A 19,882-nucleotide genomic window follows, 5' to 3' on the forward strand; every position below is an offset into this window, starting at 1 on the left:
CACCACCAGGAACCGGAGGCACACCATGGCTGGACAGGAAGCGGCGCAGCGGACGGAGACCGAAGCGGGACCGGTCACGGAGGGAGGCGCGGCGCCGGTCACGGGTCCGGCGCCGACGGGGCGCGGGGCGGCCCGGCGGGCCGTTGTCGCGGGGCTCGGCGCCGCCGGACTGACGGCGGCGCTCGCGGCCTGCGGCGGCATGTCGGGCGCGGGGACCGCCGCCCCGCAGGACCCGGGCGGCTCCGGTGGGGCCGGGAGCGACGGCGGTTCCGGTGGCGGCGAGGGCAAGGGGGGATCCGCCGGCGGAGGCAGCGCCCTCGGCGAGACCTCGGAGATCCCCAAGGGCGGCGGCAAGATCTTCAAGGCCGAGAAGGTCGTCGTCACCCAGCCGCAGGACGGCGAGATCAAGGCGTTCTCCGCGGTCTGCACCCACGCGGGCTGCGTCGTCGGCGAGATCTCCGGCGGCACCATCAACTGCCCCTGCCACGGCAGCAAGTTCGACATCACCGATGGCAGCGTGAAGGAAGGTCCCGCCACCAGGCCGTTGGCCCCCGCCAAGGTGAACGTCAAGGGGGGACGGATCTCCCTCGCCTGACGGCGTCGCGGCGGCGGCCGGGCCAGACCATTCCCAAGATCCGCAACACCGTGCCAGTCCGTGCCAGACCGTGCCAGATCGTGAAACACGAGCTCGGCGCCCCTGCTTGCGTCTCCCCTAAGGGGAGACCTCAGGGTAGGGGCATGAACGACGACGGCACGCTCTACTCGATCGGTGATCTGGCCCGGCGGACCGGTCTGACGGTCAAGGCCATTCGGTTCTACTCCGACTCCGGGATCGTGCCGCCGACCGAGCGCAGCCCGGCCGGCCACCGCCGCTACGGCATCGCCGCCGTCACACGCCTGGACCTTGTACGCACCCTGCGCGACCTGGGCCTTGACCTCCCCACGATCAGAAAGGTCGTGGACCGGGAGCACTCGCTGCCCCAGGTCGCCGCGGCACACGCCGAGGCCCTGGACGTACAGATCCGCGCCCTGCGCCTACGGCGCGCGGTGCTGACTGCGGTGGCCCGGCGCGGCTTGGACCCCGAGGAGTTGGACCTCATGCACAAGCTGGCCAAGCTCTCCGAGGACGAACGGCAGCGTCTGATCGACGACTTCCTCGGCACCGTCTTCGACGGCCTGCACGGCCACCCCGCATTCACGGCGGCCATCCGCTCGATGACGCCCCAACTGCCCGACGACCCCGAGGCGGAGCAGGTCACGGCGTGGGTGGAGCTGGCCGAACTGTTCCAGGACCCGGACTTCCGCTCCGCCCTGCACGGGATGGCCAAGGACCTGGCGACCGACCTGGCCCCGGACGACCGCACGGGACTGCCTCGCAACCTCGTCGAGGCCGTCCGCGCCCAGGTCCAGCCGGCGCTGGCAGCCGGCATCGATCCGGCCTCGCCCCAGGCCGATCCCCTCGTCGCGGCGCTCACCGCGCACTACGCGCACATCCTCGGCCACCCCGACGACACCGAGCTCCGCCGCCGCCTGCTGGCCCGTCTGGAAGGCATGACCGACCCTCGCAGAGACCGGTACTTCGAGCTGCTCGCCGTCATCAACGGCTGGCCGGCCCCGGAGAGCCCGGCGCCGGCCCTCACCTGGACCGCGCGGGCCGTGCGCGCCCGGACACGGCCGTAGGGGAAGCGCTCCGTTCTCCGCCCCGGGGAGGGGAGAAAGCGGTCGGCCGTGTCCGGCCCGTTCGGTCAGGAGCCGTCCGGCCGTCCCTCTGCGGGCTCCGCCGGGGCGTAGTCCGCGAGGGCGGGGGCGAGCAGGTCGAACGCCCGTGGGGCCTCCTTGACGAGGACCTCGGCGATCTCGGGGTTGGTGCGGCCCGCCAGCGTCAGGTCCTGGATGCGGCGGAACAGGACACGGTGTACGCCGCCCAGCAGGGCCGCGGCCGTGCTGGGCGTGATGTCGTCGCCCGGTACGCCGGTCGCCTCGGCGAGGGCCGCGGCCAGCGCCTCCTCGCGCTGGTCGTGCAGGCCGCGCAGGCAGGCCGAGAGGGTGGGGCTCTCGGTGATCATGCGGGTGAACTCCGGTCCGGCGAAGCCGGCGACGGGGTCCTGCGCGGCGACGGCCGCCAGGAAGGCGCGGCGCAGCGCCCCGAAGGCGCTCTCGCCCGGTTCGCGGGTGGCGAGGGCGCCCGCCAGGCTGGCGACGAACTCTTCCTGGTGGTCGAAGGCCAGGTCTTCCTTGCGCGGGAAGTAGTTGGTCACGGTCTTCTTGGCGACGCGGGCGGCGTCGGCGATCTCGGCGATCGTCGTGCGCTCGAAGCCCTGCTCGATGAAGAGCCTGGTCGCCTGATCGGAGATCAGCTGCCGCGTCTCGCGCTTCTTGGTCTCGCGGAGGCCCAGCGCCGGCACGTCCGGGCTGGTGGTCGTTCCCGTGTCTGCATCCATGAGGCGAATCTTACCCCGGTCGTATTTTTATGTTGACACCCCTTTGAGGGGTGCGTAAAGTTACCACCGATGAAAGATTGCCATGAGGCGAAGATCAGGTCCGAGGGCCATCTGCCCAAGGTTCACCTGTCTGCGGAGGAGGTTTGCCGGTGAACGTCACCGTCACCACGGTGCCCGCGACGCCCGAGCAGGCTCAGGCGGTCCGCGACGACCTGGGCTCGACGGCGCCCGCGTCACTGCCGGCGGACGCGGAGGTGTCCGGCGACTGGGTGCGCGCACCCGGAGCCGGGGACGGCGCCGTCATCTATGTGCACGGCGGCGGGTTCGCCTACACCATGCCGGATGCGGAACGGGCCGTCGCCTACCGGCTTTCGAGGGCTACGGGGCGCCCCGTGCTGCGGGTGGACTACCGGCTGGCGCCCGCCCATCCCTACCCGGCGGCGCTCGACGACGTCCTGGCCGCCTGGCGGAGCGTGCTGGACCAGGGCATCCCCGCCGCGAAGGTGGCGTTCTTCGGTGAGTCCGCCGGCGCGACGCTGGTGCTGTCCGCGCTGCTGGAGATCGAACGGACCGGCGGGCCCCCGCCCGGTACCGCGATCGCCGTCTCACCCGTCACGGACCTCACCCTCACCGGTGCCTCCCTGGCGGCCAACGACGGCAGGGACCTACTCAACCGCACCGTCCTCGCGTCCATTTGCGCCCAGTACCTCGCCGGCGCGGACGCCGCCGAGGCGCCGCAGTCGCCCCTGCACGGGGATCCGCGCGGACTGCCGCCGCTGCTGATCGCGGTCGGCGCGGACGAGGTACTGCTGGACGACGCCCGCCGGTTCGCCCGCGCCGCGGGGGACGCCGGGGTGAGCGTGTGCCTGGACGTCCACGAGGGCATGCCGCACGCCTTCCACCTGACCGGCCACGGCAGGGCGCTGTTCGACCGGGTCGCCCGCTGGCTCGCCACTCCCCCCGCACCCCACGAGAGGAATCGCGCTTGACCCCCCAGACCACCTTCGACGCAGGCACCGAATTCGATCGGCAGGTCCGCACCCTCACCTCGCTCGGATACCCGGCGCTGTCCGGCCTCGCCCCGGAGCAGTTCGCCGACCTGGTGGCACCGCTGCGCGCCGAAGCCGTGGCCCACGCGAACGCGCCGTACGACCCCGACGCGGGCCGGGTGCCGTTCGTGCTGGTCGTCACCCGCAACCTCGCCCCGATCGAGCAGACCATGCCCCTGACCACCCTCCACGGCGGCCGACTGCCCGGGTTCGTCGACCGCTCCTACGAGCCCGGTGCCCTGGAACGGTTCGTCGCCACCAAGGAGACCGGACTGCCCGGCCAGGACGCCTACCTGCTGTTCGACGTCGAACGCGGGGAGGAGTTCTGCGGAGCGGTGCCCAACGACGCGATGGCCGTCATCGCCGATCGGGGACGCACCCTGCTCACCATCGAGGAGGGCATCGCGCTGGTCACCCACGCCCCGCAGGTGCTGGTCAAGAACAAGTGCTTCTCACTCGGCGGCTCACGCTGCGGTGACCGCCGGGTCCCCGCGATCTGGATCAGCCAGAAGGCCCCCAAGCTCGGCTGGTGCTGGGCGGGCAACCCACACACCTGGCTCGGCATGGCTTCCGCCGGCACCCGCCGCCCGTGAGGCCGCCTGGCGTGGCGCTCCCCGCCGACTCCTGACCGGCCTGCCGCCCGTCAGGCGTCGGTGGGGTTCTCGGTGATCTCGTCCAGCAGGTGAGGTCCGTTGTTGTGAACGCTGTTGACCGCGGTGGACACGGCGCGGGCGTCGAGGCGGCCGGCCGCAGGGGCTGCCAGGAGGGCGCGCAGTTCTTCGGCGTCGTGGTGAGCGGGGTCGAGCCAGGTGCTCCAGTCATCGGAGGCGACGGCCAGGGGCATGCGGGGGTGAACGCGTCCGGCGGCGTCGGCGGCCTCGGTGGTGATGATCGTGCAGGTCGTCCACCACGCCCCTGAGGCGTCGTCGTCGGCGACGTCGGGGTCGCGCCAGAACTCGTACAGCCCGGCGAGCGCCATGACCTGGCCGTCCTCGGGGCTGATGAAGTACGGCTGCTTGCGGGCCTTGGCGTGCTCGGTCGCCGCGATGGCCTGCCACTCGTAGAAACCGTCCGCCGGCAGCAGGCACCGGCGCTTGGCGAACGCCCGCCGGTAGGCCGGCTTCTCTGCGACCGTCTCCACCCTGGCGTTGATCATCTTCGCGCCGATGCTCAGGCTCTTCGCCCACGACGGCACCAGCCCCCAGCGCAGCGGCCGCAACTGCCGGGCGATCTCGCCGGTATCGCGATCGATCCGTTCCAGGACCGACCACACGTCGTCGGTCGGTGCCACGTTCCAGCTCGGATCCAACGCCAGGTCAGCATCCCAGCGCGTGACATCGAACAGGTCCACAAGATCCTGCGGATGGCGGGTGGAGACATATCGGCCGCACATACCCCCACCCTGCCACGCTGCTGACCGCTGACCGCTGACCGCTGACCGCTGACCGCTGACCGCTGATAACGGCTTGCCGCCGCGGGCGCCGTGATGGCAGGCTCAAGGTCGTGATCAAGAGAATCGAGACCTCCGTCCGCCTGTGAGCGAGACATCCGGGACTGGACTGCCCGGACCCCAGACCACGCTGTTCCGCCATGCGCTCCGGCTGCATCAGCAGACGCCGCATACGCCCCTCCCGCGCGACGGCGAGCCGTATCCCGACGAGGAACGGCGCCAACGCGAACCGCGCCCGAGAGCTCCGCGAGACCGGAAGCTCGTGGGAGTCGACGTCGCCCGGATTCTCGACGACCACTTCGCCGCACCGAGTACCGTGCCGAGCGCGCTGAATGACCGCTTCCCTGGTGTCTACGTACCGATCCACCCCAACGAGCACATCACGGCCGCCGCAAGGACGGCTGGGCAGGTCCGCGCCGGGGAAGCCGGCCGTTGGCTGGTGCGGAACGGGATCGATACCAGCACTGTCACGGTCGGGTTGGCCTTGCTCGCCGCCGTCGGCACCGTGGAGGACATCCCGCTGATCCAGACCATCGGGCTGCTCTCCGGCACCTTCGGTCCGCTCGCAGCGCGGGCCCTTGAACGCTTGCCCGGCGGTGCAGACGCGCTGATCTGGTTGGCGGAGCGGGTGACGGGCTGGGGTCGGGTCTACGTGGTGGAGGCCTTGTGCCGACTCGTGGACGGTCATCCAGCCGTCCGGCCCTGGCTGTTGCGGAGAGCGGCCGATGGCGACTTCCTCAACGGCTACTTCGCGGGTCAGGTCGCGAGGGTGGCCAGACTCCACGAGGCTGCCGGGGAGTTCGGGCACGACGCCGAATTCGTCGACCACACGAGTCGGCTTCTGCACGCGATGACGTGCTGCGAAGGCATGGGGACTTCTCTCCGCCAGTACCCGCACGCGGTGGTCGTACTGGAGGCTCACAACCGCCAGCTCGGCCACGTTGGGCCGACCGTCGAGCGCTACTTCGCCGCGGCGACGATCGCCCAGTACCTGATCAAGGAGACACCTGTCGGATCCGGCGAGCCCGGTCTCAGGGCGCGTTGGGAACGGAGCCGGACGGACTATCTGGCGCTGCTCGACGAAGAGGAATGGAGCGACACCGCACATGAGGGACTCGCAGCCAAGGACGGCCGGATCACATGGCTGACCGACTCTGCGGCACCGGAAATCCGGCTGCGCTTGAGTTGGCCTCCTAGCGGTTGAGCCGGCGCGGCCAAGCACGGAGGTTGGGCCCGCCGCGACCTCTCAAGACAGCTGGTTTCCGGTCGAGCACTGGTTAGCCGTCCTCGTCCTGACCGGTGCGGTCCTCCCGGCGCGCCAGAGGCGTGGTGGCCCAGCCGTCTTCCAGCAGGGCGAACAGGTCGCGCATGGCGCGGGCCGGGTCGTCGCTGGCGCGGGCGAGGCTGGGGGCCTCCAGGGCGAAGCGTGCCAGGCCGGTGATGGCGAGGTCGTCGGGGGGCAGGCCGGTGGCATCGGCGAGGGTGGCGGCCAGTGCCTTCTCGTGACGCGACCACATCCGCCGGGCGTAGTCCCGCAGCGCGGGGGTGGATTCGACGAGGACGAACGTGGGGTCGTCGGTCCGCACGGCGGTACGCGTACGCACCATGTGGTCACGCAGGGCGTGCAGGACGGGCTGACCGGGGGCCCGGTCGCGAACGGCGGTGACCAGGGCGCTCTCGACGTCCGCGTCCAGGTCGAAGACGAGGGCTTCCTTGCTGGGGAAGTGCTTGAAGAGCGTGCTCAGCGAGACGTCGGCCGCCTCCGCCACCTCGCGGACGCCGACGTTGTCGAAGCCGCGCTCCGTGAACAGCCGCATCGCGGCATCCGCCAGAGCCTGCCTGGTCTGGGCCTTCTTGCGCTCGCGGCGCCCCGTCGTCGTCTCGGCCATGCACTCACCCTACCCCACTTGAGAGGACTCGATCACAAAGGCGAGCAGATGCAAAGTCGAATCAGTTGTACTTTTACAGCTGCTGTGCTTCTGTGGATCAGCGCGTTTCAAGCGCCAGACAGTTTCAAGCGCCAGACACCAGAGACTCTCTCGATCCGTAGAACGGAGCGTGACCCTCATGTCCCCCACCCCTCGCATCGCGATCATCGGCGCCGGCCCCGGCGGCCTCCTCTGCGCGCGCGTCCTGCAGCTGCACGGCGTGCCGGTCACGGTCTTCGAGCGGGAGAACGACCCCAACTCCCGCTCCCAGGGCGGCACTCTCGACATCCACGAGGACAGCGGCCAGGCCGCCCTGCGCGCCGCCGGACTGTTCGAGCGGTTCCTCGCGCTGTCCCGGCCCGAAGCCCAGGAGTGGCGCCTGTACGACCGTCACGCGACCCTGATACGCCACGACCAGGCCGGCGAGGACGATCTGAGCAGGCCCGAGATCGACCGCGGCCAGCTGCGCGCGCTCCTGTTGGACTCCCTGGCCCCCGGCACGGTCCGCTGGGGCCACTCCGCAACGGCCGTCACCCCGCTGCCCCACGGCACCGCACGTCTACACCACCACGACCGCACCGGCGCGGACTTCGACGACTTCGACCTGGTCATCGGCGCCGACGGCGCCTGGTCCCGGGTGCGCCCCGCGCTCTCCGACGCCCAACCCTCGTACGCCGGCGTCACGATGGTGGAAGTCCACTTCGACGACGTCGACCACCGTCACCCCGGCATCGCCCGCCTGGTCGGTCGCGGCACCATGTCGGCCAAGGCGGGCCGTCGCAGCCTGGTGCTGCAGCGCAACAGCAACGGACACGTCCGCGGCTACGTCATCTTCCGCGGACCCCAGGACTGGCACACCGGCCTCGACCTCGCCGACACCGCATCCGTACGCGCCCGCCTCCTCGCCCAGTACCAGGGCTGGCACGAGAGCCTGCTGGACATCCTGCGCGACAACGAGGGCGGTTTCCTCAACCGGCCCATGTTCGTCCTTCCCGTTCCCCACTCCTGGCAGCGCGTCCCCGGTATCACCCTGCTCGGCGACGCCGCCCACCTGATGCCGCCCGTCGGCGTCGGCGCCAATCTGGCCCTGCTCGACGGCGCCGAACTCGCCCGAGCCGTCATCGGCCACCCCACCATCGACCAGGCCCTCGACGCCTACGAGAGCGTCATGCTGCCCCGCGCCCTCGACAACGCGAAGACCGCCCAGCAGATGCTCACCACCCTCATGCCCGACACCGACTCCGACGTCGCCACCTTCCCCGACACCCTCTGGCCGACCGGCACCCTCCCTGACTCGCACCCCGCACACACCAGCTGACCGCCCGGCGCGCGGTGCATCGGCGGGTTCTCCAACCGCTCTATGCCCCAAGCGATAGGACGGACCGAAACTCGGTTTTCTGGAGCAGCACGATCGGCCAAGCTGGGACCATGCCTCGCAGAATCATGTTCGTGCAGCTCAAAACGGGCTACGGCACCGACCGCGGGCCTTCGTGGATCGGGTGGGTGGATTTCTCCAAGACCTGGAAAACGGCCTACTTCCACGGGCGGACCCTGCGGCGTGCTACCGGCCTCGGCTTGTGCGACGCGAACTTCTACGACGTCGAAACGCATGAGGATTTCTGGATCTCCGGCCCGAAGCGCGACCGGAGCGACACACGGTACGGACCGGAAGGGCCGACCATAGAGGATGATGCCGCAGACGCTTATCGAGCGTTTCTCCAAGGGGCGCCACTTCCCGGCCGGGAGAACGGCTGAAGACGACGACTGAGGGCGGCTAAGGACGACTGAGGGCGGGCAGCGAAGAGCGGGCACGCTCCTTGGGCCTGTCCGGTGGGGTTCAGCCCCTAGAAACTGAAGCTCATAAACGCCCCATATCCGCCCGCGGCCGCCTCGGTGAAGAAATCGACAATTCCCTCATAGGCGTGCTCAAGCCAGTCCAGCTCGCCCTCGGGGTCGAACCTCCAGGTGCGGGGGTACACCTCTTCCTTCGTCATGCGCTCCGCGTCGTAGTGGGCGGCCAACCGCTCCCACGGAGTCGCCCGCAGTTGCCGGGCCACGTTTTCTATCTGCTCCGCGGACCAGCCGAACAGGGTGCCCTCCTCCAGGATCGGATACCCGTCCATCAGAAACTCCAGCTCTACGTCCGCCTCGTCGAGCAGGAACTGGAGGCCGGCCCACGCCTTGTCGGGGCCGCCGTGGGGACGAGCCGTGAAGTTGTCGCCGTCGTACAGCGCGTCGAGGTGCTCGCGGGCCCAACTCGGCTCCTTCGCCGCCCTGTCCAGCTCCTCCGTGGTCGCGCCGATGAACCCAATGCTCACGCCCATGAAAGTCAATCCCCCTTGGTGTACTGCTTGTTGAACCGCTTCTGCCGCTCGATCGACTCTTTGTTCGACCAGTGACTTCGAGTGTTCCACAGGGGTCTGACAATCGAGCCGCGCCCGCGGTGAAGAGCAGTGAAGGGCGTCGCGCGCTTCACCGTGCGCTTCACCGACTGAGGGGCGCCCCGGTCCCCGACCCCGACCCCCTACGGGATCAGGGCGACGCAATCCCACGTACGAGTGACGCACACCGTTCGAGCGCCCGCCCAGGCACGCCGCCGTGGCTGCGCCCGACTTCCGGCCCTCAATAGAACATACGCACACGATCTGCTCCCCGGTCACCCGTTACGGGGAGCGAAAGGGGCCGTTCTTTAGAGCACCTGTACCCACGACTGCTCTCCTGGAGAATTCGTGAATCCTCTCTCCGCTCTCATGAATGGCCCCGGCCGGTTCGAACGGCGGCGGGCCGGGCTCCTGCCGGCGGAACGCGCAGGGCACGTGATTGACGCTTCGCCGCGCCGCGCCGACCGCTCATCTCGTACGGACACGGGGTGGTGGGCATGAGCGCGGCGCAGGGCGACGGATCCCCGTCACCGGCTGAGCGGGCGGGCCTGCCAGGTCCCCGCCGTGCACCGCTGGGCCTCCCCCCGGCGGCCGTGGCCACCGGCGCGGCTGACGGTGACATCACCGAGGAGCTGAAAGAGGCCTACTGGTCGATCTACGACGGTGCCGCGGCCAAGTCGACGGTCCGCGAGGTCCTGGTGCGGCTGCCGCGCATCGTGCGGCAGATCGGCCGGCTGGCCTGGCAGGCCGACCGGACGGCCACGCTGGCGGTCGTGGTGCTGCAGTTGGTCTCCGCGGCGATGTCGGCATTCGGGCTGGTGGCGTCGGTGGCCGTACTGCGTGAGCTGTTCGGTCACGGGCCGACGCCGGACAAGGTCCGCGGCGCAGTGCCGCAGATCCTGCTCGTGGTGGGGTTCCTGTCGGCCCGGGCGCTCCTCGAGGCCGGGGTCGCCGTCGCGCAGGCGAGGGTCACTCCGAAGATCCGCACGGCGCTGGAGTGCGACTTCCTGCGGCTGACCGCTCATGTGCGGCTCGAGGTCGTCGATGACGCCGACTGGCACGACGACGCCTACCGCGCCTCCGACCGCGGCCTGTTCTACGCCCGGCAGATCGTCGGCCAGGTCGTCGCGCTGGCCTCCTCGCTGCTCGGGCTGATCGGCACTGCCGGGGTTCTCACCGGGCTGCACCCCGCCCTTCTCCCCCTGCTCCTGCTGTCCGTCCTGCCGGTCGGTGCGGCGGCGGTGTGGACGGCACGCGCCCGGTTCCACAGCTTCAAGCGGTGGAACGCCCTCCAGCGGCGGGTACGGGTCTTCTCCTGGCTGCTGCTGGAGCGGGACGCCGCGGCCGAACTGCGCTCCCACACCGCCCAGAACGCCATCCTTGACGAGCACCGCCAGCTGACGACCCGGATCGCCGAGGAGGACACCCACCTCGGGGTGAGTTCCGCCGTGCTGACGCTGGCCGGCCGGGCTGTGGGCGGCGTCGGGAGCGGCATCACCTATCTCGCGCTGGGCGCCATGTTGATCGCCGGCTGGCTTCCGCTCGCCGCCGGCGCGGGTGCGGTCCTGGCCATCCAGACCGGACAGACCGCGCTGACGCGATTCGTGGACGTGGCGCATCTGGTCTACGAGCACGCCATGTGGGTCGATGACCTCCTGAGGTTCCAGGAACGCTGCCGGGGGCTGCAGCCCCGCCGGCACGAGCTCACCGCCCCGCAGACGGTCAGCGCCATCACGCTCAAGGACGTGACCTTCACCTACCCCGGCAAGAAGACACCGGCACTGCGGGGCGTCTCGATGACGTTGCGCGCCGGGGAAACCGTGGCGTTCGTCGGTCTCAACGGCTCGGGCAAGAGCACCTGTTCCCGGCTGATCGCCGGCCTGTACGAGACGGACGAGGGTGCGGTGTGCTGGGACGGGGTGGATGTGCGGAGCATGGACGCCGGGTCGCTGCAGGCGCGCGTCGCCACCGTGCTGCAGGATCCGGTGCACTTTCCGTTCAGCGCACTGGCGAATCTGACCCTCTCGCGCGGCACGCTCACCGAGGCGGATCCGCAGCGGGCCCTGGATGCCGCGGTGGCTTCCGGGGCGGACCAGGTGATCGCCGGTCTGCCGGAAACCTGGCAGGCGGTGCTGTCCAAACGGTTCCGGGGCGGCCAGGAACTGTCGGCCGGACAGTGGGCCAAGATCGCCGTCGCGCGGGGGCTGTACAAGAACGCTCCCGTGCTGCTGCTCGACGAGCCCACCGCGAGCATGGACCCGAAGGCCGAACACGCCGTCTACCAGGCGGTGTTACGCCACAAGAACAGGTCCGACCGGATCACCGTGCTGATCTCGCACCGCCTGGCGAGCGTCGTGGAGTGCGACCGGATCTATGTCTTCGACGGCGGCCGCATCACCGAGGTCGGCTCGCACCGGCAGCTGATGGAACTCGGCGGCGACTACGCGGACATGTTCACCCTGCAAGCCGCCGGCTACCGCTCCGCTGCCGCGGCGGACACGGAGGACGCATGACGGCGGCCGCCGCCCGGTCGACCTCGCCGGCTCGCGGATAGCCGCGGGCCTCGTTCCCGCCACACCCGCCCCGCACGCTCGGTACCGTCTGGAGTGGCGGTTCCGGGCACGGCCGGAACTCGCCCTCGAACAAGGGGAGTTCAGGTGGCTGACGTGGGTGACGGGTGGCTGTCCAGCGCTCGTCACCTGGTCTCGTCCGCCCGTGTCCACCACGAGATCGGCCCTCTCGACGGCCTGCCGTCCCGGGTCGCCCCGATCCCACCTCACGAGAGGACCGCAACAGAAAAATGACCCATGAACTGCCGGAGGGGATGGCGCCGTTGCGGGCTGAGGATCCGGAGCGGATCGGGAGTTACCGCCTTCGGGGCCGTCTGGGCGCGGGCGGCATGGGTGTGGTCTTCCTCGGCGTCTCGCCCGGGGGCCGCAACGTCGCAGTCAAGGTCATCCGGGCGGAGCTCGCACGGACGCCCTCGTATCGCGCTCGGTTCGCGCGCGAGATCGAGGCGGCGGGACGGGTCGGCGGCTTCCACACCGCGCAGGTCGTGGACGCGGACACCGAGGTGGACGCACCGTGGCTGGTGACCGCGTTCATCGACGGGCCGTCACTGCACTCGGTGGTGACCGAGGGCGGCCCCCTGCCGGTGGGCGGGGTACTGGCGCTGGCGGCGGGGCTGGCCGAAGGGCTGTGCGCGATCCACGCCTGTGAGCTGGTCCACCGGGACCTGAAGCCCGGGAACGTGATCATGGCCGCGGACGGGCCGCGGATCATCGATTTCGGGATCGCCCAGCTCTCCGACGCCGGCAGCGTGGTGACCTCCACGGGAGTGGTGCTCGGTACGCCGTCGTACACCTCGCCCGAGCAGTTGCGTGCGCAGCCGGCCGGTCCCGCCGCCGACGTCTTCTCACTCGGGAGCGTGCTCGCGTTCGCCGCCACCGGGCGCAGCCCGTTCGCCGCCGCGACTTTGCCGGCGATATCCCATCGCATCTGCCACGAGCAGCCCGATCTCGACGGCGTCTCCGGCGCGCTGCGCACGCTGATCGAGACATGTCTGGCCAAAGAGCCGGAGGAGCGTCCCAGCCCGGCGGCGATCCTCTCCGCGCTGAGCGATACGGAGAGCACGACCGAGGCCGTCCTGCGGCTGCGGGAGACCGCGCTGCCGGCCCGGCCGGAAGAGCCGCCGGGGCGGACGCAGCAGGCGACCGCACGGCTGACCCGGTCGGTGGAACCGCCGGCCCGGACGAGGCGGGAGCCCGCCGAGCCGGCGGAACCGGCTGTTCCGGCGGCGCGGAACCGGCGCGGAGCCCTGTCACGGCGCGGGTTCGTCATCGGAGCGCTCGGACTGATCGGCGCCGGAGCGGCGGGCGGGGCGGCCTGGGCCCTCTGGCCGGAGGCGGACCGGCTGACCGGGGACCAGACCACCGGGATCGCGTTCAGCCATGACGGCGGGACGCTCATCTCGACCCATTCCACCTCGGCCACGGTCCGGCTCTGGGACATGGCGTCCAGAGACCAGACGGCCGGGATCGACGGGGACACCACCGGCACCGGCAATCCGGTGGTCCACCCCGACGGCAAGTCCTTCGCCATGAACGAGGCCGATCGCCTCGTCCTGCGCGATGTGCGCACCGGCGTCGCCGTGCAGGACAAGTACGGGCTCGACGACAGAACGAAGTTGTCGTATTTCGCGGCCGACCCCGACATCACATGCTTCACCTTCAGCCCCGATGGTGCGCTCCTCGCCATCGGTACGGCCACCGACGGCCCTGTGCTCTTCGACCTCGCCGGCCGCAAGGTCGTCGCCCGCTTCATCCCGGAGGGGCACCCCTCCAGCCGCCCGGTGCGCAGCGTGCACGAGGTGGCGTTCAGCCCGGACGGGAAGCGCCTCGCCGTCGCAGGTGGTGAGCCCTACAGGGATGCGGACGGTGTCGGTATGGAGCAGCACGGCTGCACGCTGTGGGACACAGCCCACCGCCGAGCGCTGCACAGCCTCCTCGCAGAGCCCACGTACTCGGTGGCGTTCGCCCCGTCCGGAGACTCCCTCGCCACCGCGGGAAAGACGGGTGTACGGCTCTGGGACGCGAGCACCGGCGAGATCAGGGCCACTTTCCTCGGTGAGCGGACGAACACGCTGGCCTTCGACCGGGACGGCGAGAGGCTGTTGACCGGCGGCGTGACCGGAGTGCGGCTCTGGGACGTCGGCACCGGCCGCCTCACCCGCGAGCTGTCCGACAACCACGTCCACTGGGTGGCGTTCAGCCCCGACGGCCTGGCCGTCGCGGCCGCCGGTGAGGACGAGGCTGAGGGCGCCGCGCCCGGGTGCTGGCTGTGGCGGCTCGGCTGACGCGCACCGCGCGCATATCGACGTCTCCGTAGGGGGTGGCCCGCCTGCGTCGGTCGTGCGGCGCGGTGGTGGCGCCCCGGACGGACACTGCCGGGACTTCCCGGGAGGCCAGGGCGTGAACCAGGATGTCGTGCCCCGGGAAGCGCGCGAAGGAGCCTGTCACCTGGACCGGCGCGCGTCCGCCCGTACACGTACCCATCCGGCGTGAAGACCTGTCAGGAGAACGGCATGCACACGGCCCCCCGGCCCCCCTCTTCGTCCGCCCCCGTCGGCCCGCAGCTCGACGCCGTCGTCGTCGGGGCCGGTTTCTCCGGCCTCTACCAGCTGTACCGACTGCGCGAACTCGGCCTGCGCACCCGCGTCTTCGAAGCGTGCGACGACATCGGCGGTACGTGGTACCGCAATCGGTACCCCGGTGCCCGCTGCGACGTCGAGAGCACGTCGTACTCCTTCTCCTTCTCGCCCGAACTGGACCAGGAGTGGGAGTGGAGCGAGCGGTACGCGACCCAGCCGGAGCTCCTCCGCTACCTCCACCACGTCGCCGACCGCTTCGAGCTGCACAAGGACATCACCCTGCGGACCCGGGTGACCCGCGCGGTGTACGACGAGGCCGGTCACACCTGGCAGGTCACCACCGACACCGGGGAGACGGTCACCACCCGGTTCGTCGTGCTGGCCACGGGGTGTATGTCGGCCGTCAAGAAACCCGACATACCCGGGGCCGGCACCTTCGCCGGCCGGGCCCTGCACACCGCTGACTGGCCGCACGAGGACGTCGACCTCACCGGCAGACGGGTCGCCGTGATCGGCACCGGATGCTCCGGCGTCCAGGCCATCCCGCTCCTCGCCGAGCAGGCCGCCGGCCTCACGGTCTTCCAGCGCACGCCGGTCTATGCGCTGCCGGCCCTGAACCGGCCGCTGACCGCCGCGGAGACCGCCGAACTCAAGGCGCGCTACCCGGAGTTCCGCGCCGCCCAGCGGAAGTCCCGGGGAGGCACCGTCTTCGAGCTGCCGACCCGGTCGGCCCTTGAGGTGGAGGAGGCGGAGCGCACGGCCGCCTACGAGGTGGGCTGGGAGTCGGGCCTGCTCAGCGGCCTCCTGCGCACATACACCGACATCCTGGTCGACCGGGACGCCAACGAGACCGTCGCCGAGTTCGTCCGGTCCAAGATCCGGTCGATCGTCACCGACCCGGAGACGGCCGAGACGCTCTCGCCGCGCACGTTCCCGTTCGGTACCAAGCGTCCCTGCCTGGACACCAGTTACTACGCCACCTACAACAAGCCGCATGTGAGCGTCGTGGACCTCACGAAGACCCCGATCGTGGAGATCACACCGAGGGGCGTCCGGACCTCGGACCGGGAGCACCCCGTCGACGTCATCGTCTTCGCCACCGGCTTCGACGCCATGACCGGATCCCAGGTCGCCGTGGACATCGTCGGCAAGGGCGGCACCACTCTCAGGGAGAAGTGGGCGGCCGGCCCCCGGAACCACCTGGGCCTGCTCTCGGCCGGCTTCCCCAACCTCTTCACCGTCATCGGGCCGCTCAGCCCGTCGGTGCTCAGCAATGCCGTGGTGTCCATCGAACAGCATGTGGAGTGGATCACCGACTGCATCGCCCACCTGCGGCGGAACGGCGTCACCGAGATCGACGCCACCCCGCGCGCCGAGGCGGAATGGTGCGCTCATGTCGCCGACCTCGCCGCGCAGACCCTCTATCCGGATGTCGCCTCCTGGTACACGGGGGCGAACGTGCCGGGCAAGCCGCGGGTGTTCCTGGCCTACACGGGCGGTGCGGACCGGTACCGGGCGGAGTGCGACGCCGCCGCCCGGGACGGGTACCGGGGCTTCGCCCTGTCCCGCGGCGCCGGCTGAGCGCGCGCCCCGCCGGGGCTCCTCACGCGTCGCTTCCGGCCGGGACCGGTGACGGTGCCGCGCCCGGTCCGTACCGCCGGATCGGGCGCGGCGTCACCGTCTGCCGCGTCGCCGTATTCCTCACTCCTGTGGCCCGCGCGCCGCCGCCACGATCCTTTCCAGGGCCGCGGCGTGCCGCCGGAACGCCTGCCGCCCGTGCGCGGTGAGCCGGAGGTGCGTATGGCGTCCCGTGTGGTTCCGCGTCTTGCGCACCTCGGCATAGCCGGCGTCCGCCAGCGCGGCGATCTGCTTGGACAAGGCCGAGTCGCTGGTGCCCACGGAGTCCCGTACGAAGCCGAATTCCACCCAATCGGCCGGCGCCAGCAGCGCGACGATCGAGAGCCGGGCCGGAACGTGCAGAAACTCATCGAAGTCCGGGTCCATCAGCCGCAGTCTCCTCTCCTGGCGATCTTCTTGAGGACCGGCCGGCTCGCATACGTGGCCACCAGTGTCGCCAGGGCGGCGACGGCCGCGGCGGCCATGGAGGGGTTCGGCAGACCGGCCAAGCGGAAGCCGACCACTGCCGCGACGAGGACCGCGACCACAACTGCCGCCAGCCACGCGGTGAACAGCACCTCCGCGCGCGTCTGCTTCCTGCGCACCCGGGCCCGGCGGTACTGCACCAGCAGTGCGCCCACGATCAGCCCGTCCCCCACCAGCATGGCGACGAGGTGCCAGGGCCTGGGCAGATCGACGGAGGCACACGAGGCGAACACGCCCAGCGCCGCGATGAGTCCGTACGCACCGGAGGAGGCCTGGCGCACGTACTCGTCACGGGTCTGTTCCTGGCGGTGGTGTATGGCGTCGAGCGCGGTCTGGGCATCGAAGGAGGTCATGAGCGTCCCTAGTCATCAAGCCGTCGAGGTACTTTCTTGAGAGGAAAGTACCACCTTCTTTCCTCGCAGGAAAGAAGGTGCGTGTGATGCGGCGTGGCGCATGGGGAGGCAGGGACGATGCGTACCGCCGCGGCGCCGAGATGAACCACGGTCAGGGCCTGCGGGGTGGAGCCATGCGCACAGGAAAGGGCCCATATGGGTAGTGCGGATGATCTTCCGCAAGGTAGCGTGCGCCCTCGGGCACCGAACAATCGTCCGCACTGCGCCTCGGCGCTCTGCTCTCGACCGCGTGGCGCCCACCACGCACGAAGACGCCATACGGCGAGGACAGTGCGCAGCCGACGATCCGTTCCGTGGCCGCGAGGTGGCCCGTGGTGCCGGGTGCCGACGGCGCGTGCCACCGGCCCCGTAGGGCGAAGAAAGTGAGTACACAGATGCAACCGACGTTCGTACTGGTTCACGGAGCTTTCGCGAACTCCTTCTCCTTCGCACCCCTCCAGGCCGAACTCGGCCTCCTCGGGCACCGTTCGGTCGCCGTCGACCTGCCCGGCCATGGTTTCGGGGCGACCTACACGGGCGCCTATCAGGCACCGCAGGATCTCGAAGGGCTCGCCACGGCGCCCGGCTCGATCAAGGGCGTCACGCTCGCCGACAATGCCGCGCACCTGATCGGGATCCTCGAACGGGCCAAGCAGAACGGGCCGGTGATCCTCGTCTCCCACAGCCGCGGCGGCATCACGGCCACCGCGGCGGCCAACGCGCGGCCGGACCTGATCGACCGCATCGTCTACGTCTCGGCCTGGTGCCCCGTCGATCTCGAAGTCGGCGAGTACTACGCCGAGCCGGAGATGGCCACGGTCGACGCCGCTGCCCTGGGCCAGGCGATGGCCGGCAACCCGGCCGAACTCGGTCTGCTCCGCGTCAACTTCCGCACCGCGGACCCGGGCGCCCTCGCGGCGTTCAAGGCGGCCTTCCTCGCCGACGGCACCGACGAGGAGTTCCTGACCTTCCTGAACACCTTCCAGCCCGACGAGAACCTGGACGTCGGCACCGCCGCCGACCGGGCGCAGGCCGCGACCTGGGGCCGGATCCCCAAGACCTATGTCCGCCTGGCCGACGACACGAGCCTGCCGCTCGCCCTGCAGGACCGGCTGATCCGCGAGGGCAACGCGCTGACGCCGGACAACCCGTACGACGTCCGCACCCTTGCGGGCAGCCACCTGAAGTGGCTGGTCGACCCGGCACCGGCGGCCCGGGTCCTGGGTGAACTCGCAACGCCGGGTGCGGTCCCCGCGACCTGAGCCCTGGGGCCAGGTCGGCGATGCCGCGCGTGATCGCACGTACACGCCGGTGTCGCCAGGCCTCCGCCGACGGCTCCGTGCCGCCGCTGTCCCGCGGCGGCACCGCCCGTGCGAGGGCCGGGGAGCCATGGATGGCGCACCCGGCCCGGTCTGCTCCGTACGGCAGTTGACAGCCCGAACGCCGCACGTCAGAGTCCCGGCGTGAGCGAGACCATCGATCTGACGCCGGCCGAGGTGCGGATATGGCGGGCCTTTCCGCGGGGCGAATCCGTGGACTTCCGCACCGCCGAGGACGAGGATCCGGCGCTCGGCAGCACCTGGGGCGCCGAGCGGACCGTACGGGCCGGTGTGCTGCGGGCGCTGCTGCTCAGGGCTCCGCAGGAGGAGGGGGAGATCGCCGCGCTCAAGATCGCGGGGGCGCGGATCACCGGCGTACTGGACCTGAAGTACGCCACGATCGACGCCGCCATCCGGCTCAGCCACTGCCACTTCGACGGCGTTCCCGACCTGTACGGCGCCCAGCTGCGCCAGCTCAATCTGAGCAAGTCCGTGCTGCCGGGCCTGACCTCGGGGACCTTGCGGGTCGAGGGGGTGCTGCGGTTGACGGACTGCCGTATGTGCGGGCCGGTGCGGCTGGGCGGGGCGCAGGTGTCCGGGGCGCTGTTCATGGAACGGGCGCAGTTCACGGCGCCGGACGACTCCGAACCGGTGCTGCAGCTCAACCAGGCCTCGATCGGGGACGACTTGTGGGCGCCGGAGATGCGCGCGCACGGACAGGTCCGGCTCACCGGCGCCTCCGTCGCCGGGCGGATCAACGTTCAGGACGCCGAGTTCGACAAGCCCGACGGCACCGCGCTGGACGCACAGAACCTCAGCGTGGGAGCCCATGTACGGGCGCGGTGTGTCCGTGCGCGGGGCCGGGTCGAGCTCCGGGGCTCGCGCATATCGGGCCGTCTCGACCTGCTCCACGCCCGTCTGTCGCATCCGGGCGACACGGCACTGCGGGCGAGCAGTTGTGTCATCGGTGAACTCTGGCTGCGCAGGGGCGAGCGCATCGAGGGCGCCCTGAATCTACGGCGTTCTCAGATAGAGATCCTGACCCTTGAACCGGAGATGCTGCCGGACCAGGTGTACCTCAGCAATCTCACCTACACCGTGCTCGCCCCGCACGAGCCGGCCGAGCGCCGGCTGCCGATGCTGGAGCGGGACGGCGACCGGTACGAGCCGCACGGCTACGAGCAGTTGATGGCGGCCTACCGCCGCGTCGGCGACGACGACGCGGCCCGACTCGTCCACCTCGCCAAGCAGCGCCGCCGACGCACCACGCTCCCCTGGTACGGACGGCTGTGGGGGTTCGTCCAGGACGCCACCGTCGGCTACGGCTTCCGCCCGTTGCGCGCGGCCGTCTGGCTGCTGTCCCTCATGGCCGTCGGCTCGATCGCGTACGGCCTGGACCACCCGCGCCCCGTCAAGGCGGACGAGGCCCCTGACTTCAACCCCGTCTTCTACACCCTCGACCTGCTCCTGCCGGTCATCAACTTCGGCCAGGAGTCAGCGTTCGCCCCGCACGGCTGGCACCAGTGGCTGTCGTACGCCCTGATCATCACCGGCTGGATCCTGGCGACGACCATCGTCGCGGGCGTGACCCGTACGGTCAGCCGCCAATGAGCCCCTCCAGAACGCGCGAAAACCGCGCGGGGCCGCCTCCGAGAGGCGGGTGGGCGGCC

At 70.7% G+C, this 19,882-nt stretch carries 18 protein-coding genes; 12 read left to right on the plus strand and 6 right to left on the minus strand.

Features of this window, described 5'->3' with window-relative positions; all coding sequences use genetic code 11:
- Positions 1 to 25 precede the first annotated feature (25 nt).
- Both ACWD6P_RS07920 and ACWD6P_RS07925 read left to right on the plus strand, forming a co-directional pair.
- Positions 26 to 595 (plus strand): Rieske (2Fe-2S) protein, encoded by a 570-nt coding sequence (locus tag ACWD6P_RS07920; protein WP_451443164.1) that lies wholly within the window; start codon positions 26 to 28, stop codon positions 593 to 595.
- 143 nt (positions 596 to 738) lie between these two features.
- Complete coding sequence (locus ACWD6P_RS07925) at positions 739 to 1,680, plus strand: MerR family transcriptional regulator (RefSeq protein ID WP_451443165.1); 942 nt, start codon at positions 739 to 741, stop codon at positions 1,678 to 1,680.
- Positions 1,681 to 1,745: 65 nt separating this feature from the next.
- On the opposite strand, the gene ACWD6P_RS07930 is transcribed toward ACWD6P_RS07925, so the two are convergent.
- The gene (locus ACWD6P_RS07930) at positions 1,746 to 2,441 is read right to left on the minus strand and encodes a TetR/AcrR family transcriptional regulator (protein WP_451443166.1); all 696 of its coding nucleotides are present in this window, start codon (positions 2,439 to 2,441) and stop codon (positions 1,746 to 1,748) included.
- A gap of 149 nt (positions 2,442 to 2,590) precedes the next feature.
- Here ACWD6P_RS07930 and ACWD6P_RS07935 point away from each other — a divergent pair, with 149 nt between their 5' ends.
- Positions 2,591 to 3,430, plus strand: coding sequence for an alpha/beta hydrolase (locus ACWD6P_RS07935; protein WP_451443167.1), 840 nt, complete (start codon positions 2,591 to 2,593; stop codon positions 3,428 to 3,430).
- On the plus strand, positions 3,427 to 4,083 hold the full coding sequence (locus ACWD6P_RS07940; protein ID WP_451443168.1) for a DUF5701 family protein: 657 nt from the start codon (positions 3,427 to 3,429) through the stop codon (positions 4,081 to 4,083). Before ACWD6P_RS07935 ends, ACWD6P_RS07940 begins: the two co-directional genes overlap by 4 nt.
- A 50-nt stretch (positions 4,084 to 4,133) precedes the next feature.
- Here the strand turns inward: ACWD6P_RS07940 and ACWD6P_RS07945 are convergent, their stop codons facing one another.
- Positions 4,134 to 4,883: an SOS response-associated peptidase gene (locus ACWD6P_RS07945; protein ID WP_451443169.1), complete on the minus strand. Its 750-nt coding sequence runs from the start codon at positions 4,881 to 4,883 to the stop codon at positions 4,134 to 4,136.
- A gap of 142 nt (positions 4,884 to 5,025) precedes the next feature.
- On the opposite strand from ACWD6P_RS07945, the gene ACWD6P_RS07950 reads away from it, so the two are divergent.
- On the plus strand, positions 5,026 to 6,144 hold the full coding sequence (locus ACWD6P_RS07950) for a hypothetical protein (protein ID WP_451443170.1): 1,119 nt from the start codon (positions 5,026 to 5,028) through the stop codon (positions 6,142 to 6,144).
- Positions 6,145 to 6,217: 73 nt separating this feature from the next.
- Here ACWD6P_RS07950 and ACWD6P_RS07955 read toward each other — a convergent pair whose 3' ends face one another.
- Positions 6,218 to 6,829 (minus strand): TetR/AcrR family transcriptional regulator, encoded by a 612-nt coding sequence (locus tag ACWD6P_RS07955; protein WP_451443171.1) that lies wholly within the window; start codon positions 6,827 to 6,829, stop codon positions 6,218 to 6,220.
- 178 nt (positions 6,830 to 7,007) lie between these two features.
- Between ACWD6P_RS07955 and ACWD6P_RS07960 the strand changes: the two genes are divergently transcribed.
- The gene (locus tag ACWD6P_RS07960; RefSeq protein WP_451443172.1) at positions 7,008 to 8,186 is read left to right on the plus strand and encodes an FAD-dependent oxidoreductase; all 1,179 of its coding nucleotides are present in this window, start codon (positions 7,008 to 7,010) and stop codon (positions 8,184 to 8,186) included.
- Between the two features lie 125 nt (positions 8,187 to 8,311).
- Entirely contained in the window at positions 8,312 to 8,623 is a 312-nt protein-coding gene (locus ACWD6P_RS07965; RefSeq protein WP_451443173.1) for a hypothetical protein, read from the plus strand.
- An 89-nt stretch (positions 8,624 to 8,712) separates the two neighbouring features.
- Here the strand turns inward: ACWD6P_RS07965 and ACWD6P_RS07970 are convergent, their stop codons facing one another.
- Positions 8,713 to 9,192: a DUF1877 family protein gene (locus ACWD6P_RS07970; protein WP_451443174.1), complete on the minus strand. Its 480-nt coding sequence runs from the start codon at positions 9,190 to 9,192 to the stop codon at positions 8,713 to 8,715.
- A gap of 554 nt (positions 9,193 to 9,746) precedes the next feature.
- Here ACWD6P_RS07970 and ACWD6P_RS07975 point away from each other — a divergent pair.
- From ACWD6P_RS07975 to ACWD6P_RS07985, 3 genes are all read left to right on the plus strand, one after another.
- The gene (locus ACWD6P_RS07975) at positions 9,747 to 11,762 is read left to right on the plus strand and encodes an ABC transporter ATP-binding protein (RefSeq protein ID WP_451443175.1); all 2,016 of its coding nucleotides are present in this window, start codon (positions 9,747 to 9,749) and stop codon (positions 11,760 to 11,762) included.
- 287 nt (positions 11,763 to 12,049) lie between these two features.
- Positions 12,050 to 14,104 carry a WD40 repeat domain-containing serine/threonine protein kinase gene (locus ACWD6P_RS07980; protein ID WP_451443176.1) on the plus strand — a complete coding sequence of 685 codons (2,055 nt, stop codon included), beginning with the start codon at positions 12,050 to 12,052 and terminating at the stop codon, positions 14,102 to 14,104.
- 228 nt (positions 14,105 to 14,332) lie between these two features.
- Positions 14,333 to 15,979: a flavin-containing monooxygenase gene (locus tag ACWD6P_RS07985; protein WP_451443177.1), complete on the plus strand. Its 1,647-nt coding sequence runs from the start codon at positions 14,333 to 14,335 to the stop codon at positions 15,977 to 15,979.
- 120 nt (positions 15,980 to 16,099) lie between these two features.
- Here the strand turns inward: ACWD6P_RS07985 and ACWD6P_RS07990 are convergent, their stop codons facing one another.
- Together ACWD6P_RS07990 and ACWD6P_RS07995 are read right to left on the minus strand one after the other, a co-directional pair.
- Positions 16,100 to 16,402 (minus strand): transcriptional regulator, encoded by a 303-nt coding sequence (locus ACWD6P_RS07990; protein ID WP_451443178.1) that lies wholly within the window; start codon positions 16,400 to 16,402, stop codon positions 16,100 to 16,102.
- On the minus strand, positions 16,402 to 16,854 hold the full coding sequence (locus ACWD6P_RS07995; RefSeq protein ID WP_451443179.1) for a hypothetical protein: 453 nt from the start codon (positions 16,852 to 16,854) through the stop codon (positions 16,402 to 16,404). The genes ACWD6P_RS07990 and ACWD6P_RS07995 overlap by 1 nt, the downstream gene beginning before the upstream one ends.
- Before the next feature lie 434 nt (positions 16,855 to 17,288).
- Between ACWD6P_RS07995 and ACWD6P_RS08000 the strand changes: the two genes are divergently transcribed.
- On the plus strand, positions 17,289 to 18,155 hold the full coding sequence (locus tag ACWD6P_RS08000) for an alpha/beta fold hydrolase (protein ID WP_451443216.1): 867 nt from the start codon (positions 17,289 to 17,291) through the stop codon (positions 18,153 to 18,155).
- 201 nt (positions 18,156 to 18,356) lie between these two features.
- Positions 18,357 to 19,823, plus strand: a complete 1,467-nt coding sequence (locus tag ACWD6P_RS08005; RefSeq protein WP_451443180.1) for a membrane-associated oxidoreductase — start codon at positions 18,357 to 18,359, stop codon at positions 19,821 to 19,823.
- Positions 19,824 to 19,882: the final 59 nt, after the last annotated feature.

It is taken from the genome of Streptomyces sp. NPDC002446, from assembly GCF_053595675.1.

Excerpts from the sequence above, each read along its gene's own strand:
- ACWD6P_RS07920 (WP_451443164.1), top strand. The coding sequence starts at position 26 with ATGGCTGGACAGGAAGCGGCGCAGCGGACGGAGACCGAAGCGGGACCG.
- ACWD6P_RS07925 (WP_451443165.1), top strand. The coding sequence starts at position 739 with ATGAACGACGACGGCACGCTCTACTCGATCGGTGATCTGGCCCGGCGG.
- ACWD6P_RS07930 (WP_451443166.1), bottom strand. The coding sequence starts at position 2,441 with ATGGATGCAGACACGGGAACGACCACCAGCCCGGACGTGCCGGCGCTG.
- ACWD6P_RS07945 (WP_451443169.1), bottom strand. The coding sequence starts at position 4,883 with ATGTGCGGCCGATATGTCTCCACCCGCCATCCGCAGGATCTTGTGGAC.
- ACWD6P_RS07955 (WP_451443171.1), bottom strand. The coding sequence starts at position 6,829 with ATGGCCGAGACGACGACGGGGCGCCGCGAGCGCAAGAAGGCCCAGACC.
- ACWD6P_RS07960 (WP_451443172.1), top strand. The coding sequence starts at position 7,008 with ATGTCCCCCACCCCTCGCATCGCGATCATCGGCGCCGGCCCCGGCGGC.
- ACWD6P_RS07965 (WP_451443173.1), top strand. The coding sequence starts at position 8,312 with ATGTTCGTGCAGCTCAAAACGGGCTACGGCACCGACCGCGGGCCTTCG.
- ACWD6P_RS07970 (WP_451443174.1), bottom strand. The coding sequence starts at position 9,192 with ATGGGCGTGAGCATTGGGTTCATCGGCGCGACCACGGAGGAGCTGGAC.
- ACWD6P_RS07975 (WP_451443175.1), top strand. The coding sequence starts at position 9,747 with ATGAGCGCGGCGCAGGGCGACGGATCCCCGTCACCGGCTGAGCGGGCG.
- ACWD6P_RS07980 (WP_451443176.1), top strand. The coding sequence starts at position 12,050 with ATGACCCATGAACTGCCGGAGGGGATGGCGCCGTTGCGGGCTGAGGAT.
- ACWD6P_RS07985 (WP_451443177.1), top strand. The coding sequence starts at position 14,333 with ATGCACACGGCCCCCCGGCCCCCCTCTTCGTCCGCCCCCGTCGGCCCG.
- ACWD6P_RS07990 (WP_451443178.1), bottom strand. The coding sequence starts at position 16,402 with ATGGACCCGGACTTCGATGAGTTTCTGCACGTTCCGGCCCGGCTCTCG.
- ACWD6P_RS07995 (WP_451443179.1), bottom strand. The coding sequence starts at position 16,854 with ATGACCTCCTTCGATGCCCAGACCGCGCTCGACGCCATACACCACCGC.
- ACWD6P_RS08000 (WP_451443216.1), top strand. The coding sequence starts at position 17,289 with ATGCAACCGACGTTCGTACTGGTTCACGGAGCTTTCGCGAACTCCTTC.